Source organism: Nocardia salmonicida NBRC 13393, from assembly GCF_001613085.1.
Classification (GTDB): domain Bacteria; phylum Actinomycetota; class Actinomycetes; order Mycobacteriales; family Mycobacteriaceae; genus Nocardia; species Nocardia salmonicida.
In genome coordinates, this window is record NZ_BDBR01000004.1 from 326,605 (window position 1) to 340,968 (window position 14,364).

The window sequence follows — 14,364 nt, forward strand, 5'->3', positions numbered from 1 at the left end:
GTGCCGCCGCCGTCCGCTGCGGTGCCCGGGATGCGGCGGCGGCCGACCTACCCCAGGCTCGCGGGGTCGTTGTCGAAGAACTCGAACAGTTCGTCGTCGGCGGCGCTGCCGAGTTCGGAGATCACGGCATCGTCTTCCTCGCCCCGCACCGCGCGAAGGAGCGCGTCGAGGCGGTCGGCGATGTCCACCCGTTCGGCACTGCTCAGTGCCGCTGCCGCGAAACCCGAAGCGACGGTGTCGATCTCGGCGAGGATGCGCGCCGCGGCCGCGTCGGCCGGGACGATCTCCTCGCACATGTACTGCGCCAGGATGGCCGGCGTCGGGTAGTCGAACACCACGGTCGTGGTCAGTTTGAGCCCGGTCGCCGACTTGAGCCGGTTACGGAACTCCACCGCGCCGAGGGAGTCGAAGCCGAGGTCGGTGAACGCCTGGCCCGGTCCGATCTCGTCGGGCGAATCGTGCCCGAGCACCGCGGCGGCATGCGACCTGATCAGGTTGAGCATCGTGCGCTCCTGATCCACCGGACTCATCGCGAGCAGGCTCTTCGCCAACGACGAGGACTCGCCCGCCTCGCCCGCGCCACCACTGGCCCGGCGAGGCGCGGCCCGCAGCAGACCACGCAGCGGCGGTGGCAACAGCGTCGGGTCGTCGGCACCCGCGGCCCTGATCGCCGCGAGATCGAGTCGCGCGGCCACTGTGAGTGCCGCACCCATCGACAGCGCGTTGTCGAACATGACCACACCGTCGGTGGTGTCGATGCCGATCATGCCGTCGCGACGCATGCGTGCCCGGTCGATGTCCGACAGTTCGGCGGTGATGCCGCTGGCCTGCGCCCACAGTCCCCACGCGATCGAGGTCGCGGGCAATCCGAGTCGCTGCCGGTGCTGGGCCAGCGCGTCGAGATAGACGTTGGCCGCGGCGTAGTTCGCCTGACCCGGACCGCCGAGCACACCGGCTACCGAGGAATAGAGCACGAACTCCGCCAACGCCAGATCCTGGGTGGCCTCGTGGAGGTTCCACGCGGCATCGACCTTCGGCCGCAGCGCGGTCTCCAGGCTCTTCGGGGTCTGTGCCCCGAACACCGCGTCGTCGGTCACGCCCGCCGTGTGCACGACCGCGGTCAGCGGGTGTGCCTGCGGGATGTCGGCCAGCAGCGCTGCCAGTGCGTCGCGGTCGGCGACATCACACGCGGCGATCTCGACTTCGGCACCGAGCGCGATCAATTCCTCGCGCAGCGCGCTCGCACCCGCCGCCGCCGAACCACTACGGCTGGTCAGCAGCAGGTGACGCATGCCCCTGGCCTGCACCAGGTGGCGAGCGATCTCCCCGCCGAGCACGCCCGTACCGCCGGTGACGAGCACCGTGCCTTCGGGATCGAGCAGGGCCGGAATCGTCAGCACGTTCTTGCCGACGTGCCTGGCCTGGCTGAGGAAGCGGAACGCCTCCGGTGCCCGGCGCACATCCCAGGTGGTGACCGGAAGTGGCTGCAGCGCACCGGATGCGAACAGCGCCACCAGGTCGGTGAGGATCTCGTGCAGCCGGTCGGGTCCGGCTTCCATCAGCACGAATCCGCGGTAGGCGACACCGGGATACTCCTGCGCGATCTTCTCCGGATCACGCACGTCGGTCTGGCCCATCTCGATGAACCGACCGCCGCGCGGCAGCAGCCGCAGGGACGCGTCGACGAAATCGCCTGCCAGCGAGTCGAGCACCACGTCCACGCCGCGCCCGTCGGTCGCGGCCAAGAACTTCTGCTCGAAGTCGAGGGTGCGCGAGTTCCCGATGTGGGCGTCGTCGTAGCCGATCTCGCGCAGGGTCTTCCACTTCGGCTCGCTGGCCGTCGCGTAGACCTCGAGCCCGAGGTGCCTGGCCAGCTGGGTCGCCGCCATACCGACACCACCGGTGGCGGCGTGGATGAGCAGCGACTCCCCTGCCTGCACGCCGGCCAGGTCGACCAGCGAGTAGTAGGCGGTACCGAAGACCGCGGGAACGGCCGCCGCTTGCGCGTAGGTCCACCCTTCGGGCATCGCGGCCACCATGCGCTGATCGGAAACGACGGTGGAACCGAGCCCGGAGAACAGGCCCATCACCTTGTCGCCGATGGCGAACTCGGTGACATCGTCGGCGACGTCGACGATGATGCCGGCGCCTTCACCGCCGATCGGCGCGTCCGGATCCGGGTACATGCCGAGCACGATCAGCACGTCGCGGAAGTTCATTCCGGAGGCACGCAGTTGCACCCGCACCTCACCCGACTGCAAGGGCTCGCTGTCGGAACTCTCGACCAGCACGATGTTGTCGCCGTGCAGCGTGCCCTTGCCGAGCGAGGTCAGCAGCCATGGCTGGGTACCGACCCGGGCGGACCCGGCCGCGCTGTCCGCGCCGGGACGGGCGAGGCGGGGGACGTGCGGCACGCCGCGCCGGAACGCTACCTGCCCCTCGGAACCGCCGAGCGTCGCGGCGACGGCGGCGCGGTAGTCGTCCGCGTCGTCGACGTCGACAAGCTGGATGCGGTCGGGCTGCTCGGCCTGTGCGCTGCGCAGCAAGCCCCACACCGGTGCCACCGCAAGGTCGCCGATCGCCTCGGCTCCTTCGATCGAGACCGCGTGGCTGGTGACCACCACGAGGGTGGCGTCGGCGTTGCGCTCGTCGGCGAGCACGTCCTGTACCCGCCGCAGCACCGTGGTCACCGTGGTGCGCACCGCGTCCGGGCCGGGCACTTCGGGGGTGTCGCTGCCGAAGCGCAGCACCACGGCCTTGTCGCTCCCGGTGGTGACCACCTCTTCGTACTCGTTCTCGACGTCGGCGTAGGGCTCCCAGTTCCCCTGTGCCGCTTCGATAACCGGCTGCGGCACCCAGGTGAGGGCGTACAGACCCTCGGCGGCCGCCGTCTTCGTGGACCCGCCGAGCGCGTCACGTGACATTGCCCGCAGCGACAGTCCGTCCACCGTGACGACCGGTGCGCCCGCCGCGTCGACCGCGGTGATCGACATCCGATCCGTGCCGGTGGCGGCGAGTCGAACGCGCACCGCCGTGGCGCCGACCGCGTGCAGGGTGACGCCCTCCCACGCGAACGGCAACCGGATCTGGTCGCCGTCGGTATCGCCACCGGCGACGGCCATCGCGTGCAACGCCGCGTCGAGCAGCGCCGGGTGGATCCCGAAGGCTCCCGCCGCGCCGCGCGCCTGCTCCGGCAGTTCCACCTCGGCGAACAATTCCTCGCCACGTCGCCAGACGGCGCGCAGGCCCTGGAACACCGGGCCGTAGCCATAGCCCGCGTCGGCGAGTTCGGCGTAAGGATCACCGATCTCGACCGCAGTGGCGCCGGACACGGGCCAGGTGGCCAGCTCCGCTGTCACGACCGCGGGTACATCATCGACGACCAGCGAACCGGTGGCGTGCACTGTCCACTCCGCCTGCTCACCCTCGTCGTCGAGCTGCTGTGGCCGCGAGTAGATGGTGATGGGCCGATCGTCGCCGGAACCACCGACGACGGCCTGCACCTCGACACCGCCCCGCTCTGGCAACACCAGCGGCGCCTGCAGCACCAGTTCACCGATCCGAGGGACACCGACCTGGCCACCCGCCAGCAGGGCGATCTCCACGAACGCGGTGCCCGGCACCAGGATCGAGCCGCCGACCACGTGATCGGCCAGCCACGGCTGGGCCCGAGTCGACAACAGACCGGTCACCAGCACATCGTCGCCGCCGCTCGCCTGCGTGATCTTCGCGCCGAGCAGCGGGTGATCGACCACGCCGAGGCCGACACCGGCGACATCGCCGGTCCCGGTCGGCTTGTCCAGCCAGTAACGCCGGTGCTGGAACGCGTAAGTCGGCAGGTCGACCTGCGCGACCGCGCGCACATCGATGCCCTGCGTCCAGTCGACCGCGGTGCCCGCGGCGTGCGCGGCGGCCAGACCCGCGTAGAACGCGATCGGCTCGTCGTGCTTGGGCCTCAGCAATGAGGTCGCCACGGCGACTGCCTCGTCGACACCGTCGTTGAGCACCTCGTCGACCAGGGTGGTCGAACTCGCGCCGGGGCCGACCTCGAGGAACACCGTCGCGCCGAAATCATGCGCGGCGCGCACGCCGTCGGCGAAGCGGACCGCCTCGCGGACATGGCGCACCCAGTATTCCGGGGTGCACAGCTGCTCGGGCTCGGCGACCGCGCCGGTGACATTGGAGATGATCGGAATAGCCGGCCGCTGGTAGGTGAGTGACGCGGCGACCGCGGCGAACTCGGCGAGCATCGGCTCCATGAGCGGCGAGTGGAACGCATGGCTCACCCGCAGCGGTTTGACCGTGTGCCCGAGCGAGCGCAGCTCTGCCGCGATGTCGTCGACGACCTCGGCCACCCCCGAGATCGTCAGCGCCGACGGGCTGTTGATCGCGGCGATGGCCACATTGCTCTCGCGACCGGACAGCAGCGGCAGCACCGTCTGCTCGTCCGCGCGCACCGACAGCATCGCGCCACCCTCGGGCAGTGCCTGCATGAGTCGCCCGCGCGCGGCGACCAGGGTGGCCGCGTCGTCCAGCGACAGCACGCCGGCGACATGGGCTGCCGAGATCTCGCCGATCGAGTGTCCGAGCACCAGATCCGGTCGCACACCGAAACTCTCGGCCAACCGGAACAGCGCCACCTCGACGGCGAACAACGCGGCCTGGGTGAAGGCGGTGTGGTCGAGCAGCGCCGCCTCGTCGGTGTCGGGCTCGGCGAAGACGACCTCGCGCAGCGACCGCCCCAGTGCGGGGTCGAGCCGGGCGCACACCTCGTCGAAGGCGTCGGCATACACCGGATACCGCTCGTACAGCGCGCGTCCCATGCCGACGCGCTGCGCGCCCTGGCCGGGGAACATCACCGCGGTCTTGGCCGAGCTGCCCGCCACACCGACCGCGACGTTGGCCCCGGAATCGGCCGTCGCGGCGTCTTCGACAATCGCACCGGCCGTCTTCAGCGCCGCGATCAGTTCCTCGCGGGTGCTACCGAGCACCACCGCGCGATGAGCGAACCTGGCTCGCTGGGTGGCCAGCGAATACCCGATGTCGGCGGGCGAATGCTCGGGGTGATCGTCGAGGAAGGTGCTCAACCGGGCGATCTGATCCGACAGCGCGGGCGCGGTGGCCGCGGAGACGACCCATGCCGTCGCCGCGGGCTCGACCTGGACACCGGTCTCCTCGGGCCCGCTCGCCTCGGTGGCGGGGGCGGGCGCCTGTTCGAAGATGACGTGCGAGTTGGTGCCGCTGATACCGAAGGCGGACACCGCTGCCCGGCGCGGACGGTCGACCTCGGGCCACTGCGTGGCCTCGGTCACCAGCTCCACCGCACCCGCGTCCCAGTCCACCTGGTGCGACGGCTCGTCGACGTGCAGGGTCGGCGGCACCGTCCCGTGCCGCATCGCCATGATCATCTTGATCGCGCCGGCCACACCGGCCGCGGCACTGCTGTGCCCGATGTTCGACTTGATCGAGCCGAGCAGCAGCGGCGTCGTGCGGTCCTGGCCGTAGGTGGCCAGCAGCGCGTTCGCCTCGATCGGGTCACCCAATGGGGTACCGGTGCCGTGCGCCTCGACGACATCGACGCCGGACGCCGGAATCTTGGCATTGCGCAGCGCGGCTTCGATGACCCGCCGCTGCGACGGGCCGTTCGGTGCGGTCAGACCGTTGGACGCACCGTCCTGGTTCACCGCGGATCCGCGCAACACGGCCAGGATGGGGTGGCCGTTCTTCTGCGCGTCCGAGAGTCGTTCCAGGACAAGCAGTCCGACACCTTCGGACCAGGTGGTGCCGTCGGCGGCGGCCGCGAACGCCTTGGCCCGCCCGTCCGCCGAGATCACGCGCTGACGGGAGAAGGCGATGAACGCCTCCGGTGTCGGCATGATCGTCGCGCCGCCGGCCAGTGCCAACGAACATTCGCCCGACCGCAGCGAATTCGCTGCCTGATGAATCGCCACCAGCGACGACGAGCACGCGGTGTCCAGCGAGACCGCGGGGCCCTCGAGGCCGAGTGAGTACGCCACTCGGCCCGACGCGACGCTGGAGGTCCGGCCGATCAGCAACCAGCCCGCCAGACCACTGCGGTCTTCCATGATGGTCGGGCCGTATTCGACCTCGATGATGCCCGCGAACACACCGGTATCGGTGCCGCGCAAAGTATTCGGGTCTATGCCCGCACGTTCGAGCGCCTCCCAGGCGACTTCGAGCATGTGCCGCTGCTGCGGTTCCATCGCCAGCGCTTCACGCGGGCTGATACCGAAGAAGGCAGCGTCGAAATCGGCAGCGCTGTCCAGGAAGCCGCCGTGCGAAGAGTACGACGTCCCTTCGTGGTCGGGGTCGGGGTGATAGAGACCGTCGACGTCCCAACCGCGATCGGTCGGAAACTCCGAGATCACGTCACGCCCGTCGGCGACCATCTGCCACAGGTCCTCGGCAGATTTGACGCCGCCGGGATACCGGCAACCCATGCCGATCACAGCGATGGGCTCGCTCGACCGGTTTTCCACCTCCTGCAGACGCTGCCGGGTGCGATGCAAGTCGATTGCGGCTCGCTTCAGGTATGCCCGAAGCTCCTCTTCGGTCGCCATTGCGCGTTTCCTCCGATGAACGATGTGATTCGCGGTTCGCCGATTCCGACGCGACTTCGCGTGGATCGCACTCCGGCTGGCGTGTTCGCCGTCGATTGCTCCGGCGGCCAACATCACCCATCGTCAACGGACCCGGCACTCGCTGGAACCCCTAGCTACTCCCCTACTTGCCGCACAACCGTTCGGATGGCTACCTGCCGTCTACCGGGGTAGCGTTCGTCTCGGCATGACGACTTGACGACCCCCACATTGCGTGCGTAAATAAGAACGATCGTTCGTTCAGAGCACAGAAGATCGCCATCGGACGCCAAGGGGAGATAGGGCCGGAAATGACCTCGCAGACTTGGACAGAAGAGACCGACCCCGACTGCATCGACGACGCCAGCGCCGCGGCGATGCTCGACGGTGCTCCGTGGCGGCGGCTCGCCGTCATCGGCGACAGCACCGCGATAGGTCTCGGCGCGCCCTATCGGGGCTACCGCAGGCTGACATCGTTCGCCCGGATGGCCGATACGTTGGCGATGGCGGTCGGTCCGATCAACTACATGAACCTCGGCACCCCGTGGGCAACTTCACGTCAAGTCGTCGAAGAGCAGAAAGACCTGATGGTGGCGTTCAAGCCCGATCTGGTGATGATCTCGTGCGGCGGCAACGACCTGATGGCCGAGACCCCGGACTACGCCGCGATCGCGGCCAATCTCACCGAACTGTTCGAGGCAGGCAAGAGCATCGGCGCGCAGACGATGACAATGACCCTGGCCGACGCTTTTCCCGACGCGGCGATGGTGCGCTTTCGGAGCAGCTTGGCGCGGCTCAACGAACTGGTGCGCAGCATCGCCGCCGAGCACGACGCGATCCTCATCGACCTGTGGCATCACTCGGTCGGGCATCGCCCCGACGTGATGAGCAACGACCGGATCCACTTCAACATGTCGGGCCACGCCGTACTCGCCGCCGAAGCCGTCAAGGCGCTCGCGGCCCATATTCCGCAGCAGGCCAACACCGCCTAGCCGATCAGGGCCGGCGCGCGATCCCCGCCGGTGGCGCATTCACGCAGCAACCGCAGCATTGTGGCGCGCGCCCGATCGAAGACGTCCGGGTCGCCGAGCAAGATCATGTCGGACGCGGCAGCACGCTCGATCGCGGCCAGTTCGAACGCCAGTTGGGCCGGGTCGGTCTCGGCCGAGATCTCACCCAGCTGCTTGGCCTCGATCACGGTCTGGCGGTGAAACTCGTGCCACTGCTGCCAGACCGCCACGATCGCGTCGCGTACCCGTCCCGGCCGTGCGCCGAATTCCGCGCCGACCGACAGGAAGAAGCACGCCCCACCCGAACCGATGTCCTCGTTGAGATGGTCGATCCACGCATCGCAGAGGGTACGCAACCGGACGAGGCCGGACGGCTGGCGCAACGCGGGGCTGATCACCGACGCGATGAACTCGGCCTTCGCCTCCTCGATCGCCGCCAGCTGCAATTCCTCTTTGGAACCGAAGAGCCCGAAAACGCCGCTCTTGCTGGCACCCAGCGAAGTTGCCAGACGCCCGATCGTGAGCCGGTCCAGCCCCTCGACCGCACCGACCCGGACCGCTTCTCGCAGGATGGCACGGCGGGTGTCCTGCCCACGCGCGGTCTGGATATCGCTCATCGACCGAACTCCTTTCCTGATAAAAGTCCGATACGCCCGTTTGTCGTGGCGTACCCATCACCCACGATAGCCGAACAATCGTGCGGCCAGTTAGAGCACCTCGCGGCGGCGGAGCCAACATCTCTTGCATGTCCAGGATGCCCGTGCGTTAATAGATGCGTACGAACGTTCGGTTCAACATAAGACTGAGAGGTCGTCATGAACGTTTTCCCCTCCACCGCGCGCCCGCGCGGACGGTGCGACGATCGGACAGGTAAACGATGACCGACAAGACCACGACCGAAGCGCCGTCCGCGGTGGAGCCCCGTCGCGTTCTACTGATCACCGCGCTGGCCACCTTTGTGGCGTTCCTCGACATGTCCGTGGTGAACGTCGCGTTCCGCAGCATCGCCGAGGACTTCTCGGACACGTCGCTCTCCACGCTGTCCTGGGTTGTGAGCGGCTACGCCGTGTTCTTCGCGGCGGTACTCACCCCGGTCGGCCGCTATGCCGACCTGATCGGCCGCAAGACAGTGTTCCTGTGGTCGCTGCTCGGGTTCACCGTCGCGTCCACGTTGTGCGCCGCGGCGCCGACCATCGAAGTTCTCATCGGCGCTCGCGCACTGCAAGGTATGGCGGCGGGTGGCATGATTCCCGCCGCGCTCGGCCTGGTTCTCGGCGCGTATCCGCCGGAGAAGCGGGTCGCGGCGGTCGCGGCGTGGGCAGGCGCCGCATCGGTGTCCGCGGCGTTCGGTCCCGCGGTCGGCGGCTTCCTGGTATCGGCCTTCGATTGGCCCGCCATCTTCCTCATCAACGTCCCCGTCGGGATCTTCGCCCTGATCGCGGGCCGCGCCTGGCTGCCCGAGATCAAGGTTCCCTCCTCGGTACGGCCCGATCCGATCGGCGCCATCCTGGTCGCGGTCGGCGTCGGCGCGGCCGTAGTCGGGTTGACCCAGGGCGGCTCATGGGGTTGGACCAGTCCGGCCTTCCTCGGCTGCACCATCGGCGGGCTCGTGCTCCTCGCGCTGGGCATCCTGCGCTCGATGCGCACGCCGGTGCCGACCTTCGAGGTCGACCTGTGGCGCAATCGCACCTTCGCCTCGGCGAGCGCCGTCTCCTTCCTGTTCGGCATCGTGATGTTCGCCTGGCTACTGGCGACCCCGCTGTGGACCCTGCTCGTCTGGGACTACTCCGTCTGGGAAACCGGTCTGGCCAACACTCCCGGCGCCTTCACGGCGGCGGTCGGTGCGGCCATCGTCGGCAAGTCCAAGCACCCCGACATCGCGCGCCTCGCGACGATCGCGGGCACCATCTGCTTCGGCGTCTCGGCGGTTCTGTTCGCGCTCCTGCTCGATGAGACGCCGCACTTCTGGACGGTGTGGTTCCCGGTCGGCCTGCTCCTCGGCCTCGGCATCGGCCTGGTGATGACGGCGGTGTCCAGCGCCGCCGCGACCTCGGTGCCGGAGCAGAAGTTCGCCTCTGGCTACGGCATGAGCACCACCGCCCGCCAGATGGGCGGTGGCCTGGGCGTCGCGGCCTTCGCGGCGATCACCACGTCGGTTACCACCGGCTGGCTCGACGGACTGCAAACGGTGTTCTGGTTCAGCGCCATCGGGTGCATCCCCGTAGTCCTGGCCGCCCTTCCGATGGGTCCGACCGTTTCGGCACCGCTCGCCGAGGCCATCGCCGAGCCGGAGCCTTCACCGACACAGGCATAACCGCGCCCCTGAGCGGGGCCGCGGATCACTCATTCGCGGCCCCGCTCAGGTGTTTCCGGGGCATGGCGCGCACCGGAAAGCCATTGGCTCGGCGATCGCCGACCGCATCGCCACGTGGACAGCCACCCTGTCCTGAGCCACTCCCGCACGAAATCCCACGACCGGTCACAACCGCGAACCTCCGTTTCTCCTACTGATCAGGAGCCTCGTATGTCCACCAAGGAACAGAGCCCGAGCAGGCCGCCATTGTTGAACCGAAGTGTCATCCAGGTCGCCGCGGCGGCGAACGCAGGTCTCGGCCTAGCGTCATTCGCGCTCGCGGCAGACCTCTGGAAACTCGACGACGGCCTGTCGACCCCGCTGCTGTACCTCATCGGAGCACTGTGCTCCGTCGCCGCGTTCGTCACTGCGTGGGGCAGCCGCGAGGTCGGCGAGGGGGGATGGATCGTGGGAGTCGTCGCGATCGACGCTGTCGTGACGATCGCCTTCATCGCGACGATGATCCTGTCGTGGGATCAGATCACGCTCGCCGGCGGCTATTTCGCGATGGCCGGAGTATCCATCGCGACCCTCGCGTCGCTGGCTACCGTGGCAGCGGCACTGGCGACCAAAGATGTGGATGCTTCAGCGAGTCCGGGGCACCAGCCGCAGCGTTTCCCGGCTAGAGACCTTCGCGGACAGCTTCTTTCGCCCCAGCTCAACTGACAGCGCATCCGGGCGGACTCCCGCCCCGCCTCAGCACATCAGGCCGCTGCGGTAGGCGAGCACCACCGCCTGGGTGCGGTCGCGAGAACCGGTTTTGGCGATGACGTGGGAGACGTGGGTGCGGGTGGTGGCTTCGCTGATGAACAAGCGAGCGCTGATCTCGGCATTCGCGTATCCCATCGCCATCAACACCAGCACCTCGCGCTCCCGGTTGGTCAGCCCGGCCACGGTTCCTGGTGTAGCGGAGGTGGGCGGGGTAGCCGATCTCAGTGCGGTCAGGACGCCGCTGACCACGGCGGGATCGAGCCAGCCTTCGCCCGCGGCGCAGGCGCGAATCGCCTCGGCGAGGTCTGCGGGTGCCGCGTGCTTGAGGAGAAATCCGCTGGCACTCGCGGCGAGGGCTTGTTGCACAGCCTGCTGTTCGTTGAAGGTAGTGAGCACGAGAACTGCTGGTGCGTCGATGGATTCGCAGATTTCGCGGGTGGCGCTGATACCATCGGTCCCTGGCATGCGCAGGTCCATCAGAACCACATCGGGCTGGACTGCCGCGGCGAGTTCGACCGCCGTGGTGCCGTCGCTTGCCTCACCCACCACCTCGATGTCGGAGATGCCGCCGAGTAGCAATACGACACCGGCACGCACCAGGGCTTCGTCTTCGGCGATGATCACACTGATCGTCACGAGGCGTTCTCCTGGATTGCGGTGGGGCTCAACGGTATCTCCGAGACCACGGACCAGCCGGTGCCATCCGGTCCGTATTCGACTGTGCCACTGAGTGTTTGCAACCTTTGAGTGAGCCCGGCCAGGCCCTGGTGAGTGGAGAGTCGATCGACCTGTGCGACGGGACCGTCCCCGCCTGTACTGCGCACCGCGACGGTCACACTGGTGCGATGCCAGCCGATGCTGATATCGACGGTCGCACCGGCGCCGGCGTGTTTGGCGACGTTGGTCAGCGATTCCTGCACGAGCCGGTAGGCCGCCAGGTCGATGTCGGGGTCGACGTTCGGTGGACGGGTGCCATCGGTGTCGAGGCGAATACGCAGCCCACCGGCGCGATTCAGCTCGATCAGGCTCTCGAGTGTGGCCGGTGCGCTGCCACGGGAGTGCGCCGCGCGCGAGACGTCGATGGGGGCGCGCAACAGTCCGAGCAGGTCGTGTAGTTCGCCCATCGCCTGTGTCCCTGCTCGTTCGATCACCGCCAAGGCTTCGGCTACCTTCGGATGACCGTCGGGGGTGAACGCGCGGGCGGCCGCGGCGTGCAGGATCATTGCGGCCACCGCACCGGACACGCTGTCGTGGAGCTCGTGCGCCAGCCGCAGCCGTTGCGCCGCCAATGCGGCCTCGGCCTCGGCGGCCAGGCGCGCCTGCGTCGCCAGCGCGCGGTGCTCGCGCAGATAGAGCAGGCGGCCCACACCCCACACGACACCGAGTGCCAATTCCCACATCGTTCCGGCGATGAGGTAGTGACTCAGCTCCGGCCCAGCGGCTCCGGCCAGCCCGTTGTGATAGGTGAACAGTCCGAGCGAGAGCGCGGACCCGGCGAGGATCAGTCGAGCCGCGGACGCGGACACCCGGCAGGCAGCCGCGAAAGTGGCGACGAGCAGATAACCGACCGGGAAATACGTCGGCACAACGAAATTCATCGCGGTGAATCCCCAGGCCACCGCCCACACCGCGATCGGGAAACGTCCGCGCGCCAGCAGCGTCGTACTCAGCAGGACAGCCGCGGTCGGCACCACCCACAACGGAAGCGAACCGCCGCCGATGAGCTGACGATCGCCACCCCACGCCGCCAGATCGATACCACCGACAGCGACGACCAGTGCGACGTCGGCGAGGCGGCGTAGCGGTGTGGTCTCGGGGCCGAGTTCAGCCACCGCCAAGGAGCTTCCATACCCAGGTCAGTGGGTTGCCGATCGACATCGCCGGCGGCGGGGTCGCGGCGGCGATGTCGGTGAGTACGTTACGTACGGCCGCGATGACGTCGTCGCGACTCGGTTCGGCCAGCCCGCCGTCGATCTCACCGAGGGTGACCGGAACCCCGCGGGGCGGTGCCGCCGAGATTTCTGCCAGTTGGAGCAGCACGATATCCGGTGCTTCCGGCACGACAATCGTCGCCGAGACATCGACCACTTCGCCATACTCGTGCGCCGCGCTGAACACCCCGAGCCGCAGTGGCGTTTCTCGCTCAGCGAGCCTCGCCGCCAACGGCGGGTGCGCGAGGGCGAATTCCCGCTCGAGCAGCGTCGCCCGGCCGACCGGCAGACCGGTGGCGCCACCTTCGTCCACTGCGTACACGACTACGAAAGTGCGTGCTGTCATGGGCAGAAGTGTCCCACGACAAGGTATTCGGGGCTATGCCTTCGCGGTCTGCCTGCGCGAACTCGCGGACGCTGCACAGCGACGCCGGGCGATCACCGAGGCGAAGGCGGCGGCGGCCACCAGGTCGGCGAGAACGAACACCCAGATCCCGGTGCGGACGCCGAAGTGTTCGCCCAGCACGCCGCCGAGTAGCGCGCCCACCAGGTTGGCCGCGGTGGTGCCGGTGCCGAGCAGTGCCCCCACACGAGCGAAGTAGCGGTCACCCACGTCGGTGCCCATCACCGTGATCAGGGCGATGTTCATGATCGCGCCGAAGAACGTCGGCAGTGCGGTACTCGCGCACACGATCAGCAGGGCGAGGGGCAACGATCCGGTAGTCAGGGGTAGCGCGAGCGCGCAGACCGCCGCGGCGAGAACGGTCGCTCGCAGCACTCGGTCGGCCGAGATCCCGACAGCGAGGATGCGTGGTGCCGCGAGCGCGCCGAGAGCTGCGGACAAGGTGGCGGCAACGGCGGGAATACCGTACGCGGATACCGGGATTCGTATGTCGTTGAGCAGGAACACCGCACGCATGGCAGCCACACCGCCGGACGCCGCGCCGCCGATCAGCAGATACAGCGCCAAAGCGGCCAGCACCTTCGAGTCGCGCAGCACACGTACCCCGTCGGCGAATTCGCGGGCGATGCCGCCTCGTTGAGCGGTCTCCCGGTGATCGGGTGTCGACAGGCCCGCGAGGCAGAAGGCGCTGAACAGATACGTCAGCACATCGCAGCCGAACATCACCGCGGCGCCGACGGCGGTGAGCAACGGCCCCGCCACCGAGGCCCCGGCCGAGCGCGCGAGCAGCGAATTCGATTGCAGCCGTGCTCGTGTGGTGCTCAGATCGCGCACACCGAGGGTGCTCAAGTGCGAAAAGTACAGTCCCGCTCGCGCAACCCCGGTCACCCCGAGCGTCAGGGACAGACCGATCAGGGTGGTCACGGTCAGTACGCGAGCGAACACCGCCACCGCACAGACCGTGATCGCCGAAGCCGCGATCAGATCGGCGACGATCAGCAACCTTCGTGGCCGGCTCACTCGGTCGAGCAGCACGCCGGCGAAAGGTCCGAGTACCAGTGGCGGCACCGCCGACGCGGCGACCACCAATGACACCTCGCGCGGCCCTGCTCCGAGGACAGCGACAGCGGTAACGGAGACTGTGGTGCTGGTCAGCGCGCTTCCGAAGGTCGAGGCGACTTGGGCGACGGTGTAGCGCCGCAGATCCGAAATCTGTCGCGTCGAGAGTAGATCGCCCATGGTCGGTTCCTTGCCGGATAGCGGATATTCGCTGGGCGCGGGCCTTGGAAGGCCCGCGCCCAGTAGTTGTTTCGTGCCTCTACGCCTCGACGGCGTTGGTGCAGTTCTGCATGCTGAG

9 protein-coding genes are annotated in these 14,364 nt (G+C 68.3%); 3 read left to right on the plus strand and 6 right to left on the minus strand.

All coding sequences use genetic code 11. The features are described from left to right. Positions 1–47: 47 nt before the first annotated feature. Positions 48–6,581, minus strand: a complete 6,534-nt coding sequence (locus NS1_RS05490) for a type I polyketide synthase (RefSeq protein ID WP_062982200.1) — start codon at positions 6,579–6,581, stop codon at positions 48–50. A gap of 329 nt (positions 6,582–6,910) precedes the next feature. Here NS1_RS05490 and NS1_RS05495 point away from each other — a divergent pair, with 329 nt between their 5' ends. Then, the gene (locus NS1_RS05495) at positions 6,911–7,591 is read left to right on the plus strand and encodes an SGNH/GDSL hydrolase family protein (RefSeq protein WP_062982202.1); all 681 of its coding nucleotides are present in this window, start codon (positions 6,911–6,913) and stop codon (positions 7,589–7,591) included. On the opposite strand, the gene NS1_RS05500 is transcribed toward NS1_RS05495, so the two are convergent. Next, positions 7,588–8,226 (minus strand): TetR/AcrR family transcriptional regulator, encoded by a 639-nt coding sequence (locus NS1_RS05500; protein WP_062982204.1) that lies wholly within the window; start codon positions 8,224–8,226, stop codon positions 7,588–7,590. The two genes, NS1_RS05495 and NS1_RS05500, sit on opposite strands and share 4 nt — an antisense overlap. 260 nt (positions 8,227–8,486) lie before the next feature. Here NS1_RS05500 and NS1_RS05505 point away from each other — a divergent pair, with 260 nt between their 5' ends. Beyond that, positions 8,487–9,923 (plus strand): DHA2 family efflux MFS transporter permease subunit, encoded by a 1,437-nt coding sequence (locus NS1_RS05505; RefSeq protein ID WP_062982206.1) that lies wholly within the window; start codon positions 8,487–8,489, stop codon positions 9,921–9,923. A 210-nt stretch (positions 9,924–10,133) separates the two neighbouring features. Continuing rightward, positions 10,134–10,628: a hypothetical protein gene (locus tag NS1_RS05510; protein WP_062982208.1), complete on the plus strand. Its 495-nt coding sequence runs from the start codon at positions 10,134–10,136 to the stop codon at positions 10,626–10,628. Positions 10,629–10,658: 30 nt separating this feature from the next. On the opposite strand, the gene NS1_RS05515 is transcribed toward NS1_RS05510, so the two are convergent. The 4 genes from NS1_RS05515 to NS1_RS05530 are packed head-to-tail and all read right to left on the minus strand — an operon-like array spanning position 10,659 to position 14,246. Beyond that, positions 10,659–11,309 (minus strand): response regulator, encoded by a 651-nt coding sequence (locus NS1_RS05515; RefSeq protein ID WP_062982210.1) that lies wholly within the window; start codon positions 11,307–11,309, stop codon positions 10,659–10,661. Further along, positions 11,306–12,505, minus strand: coding sequence for a sensor histidine kinase (locus NS1_RS05520; protein ID WP_255284435.1), 1,200 nt, complete (start codon positions 12,503–12,505; stop codon positions 11,306–11,308). The genes NS1_RS05515 and NS1_RS05520 overlap by 4 nt, the downstream gene beginning before the upstream one ends. Beyond that, positions 12,498–12,950, minus strand: a complete 453-nt coding sequence (locus NS1_RS05525) for a hypothetical protein (protein ID WP_131816552.1) — start codon at positions 12,948–12,950, stop codon at positions 12,498–12,500. The genes NS1_RS05520 and NS1_RS05525 overlap by 8 nt, the downstream gene beginning before the upstream one ends. Positions 12,951–12,983: 33 nt before the next feature. Continuing rightward, positions 12,984–14,246: an MFS transporter gene (locus tag NS1_RS05530; protein ID WP_062982216.1), complete on the minus strand. Its 1,263-nt coding sequence runs from the start codon at positions 14,244–14,246 to the stop codon at positions 12,984–12,986. Positions 14,247–14,364 lie beyond the last annotated feature (118 nt).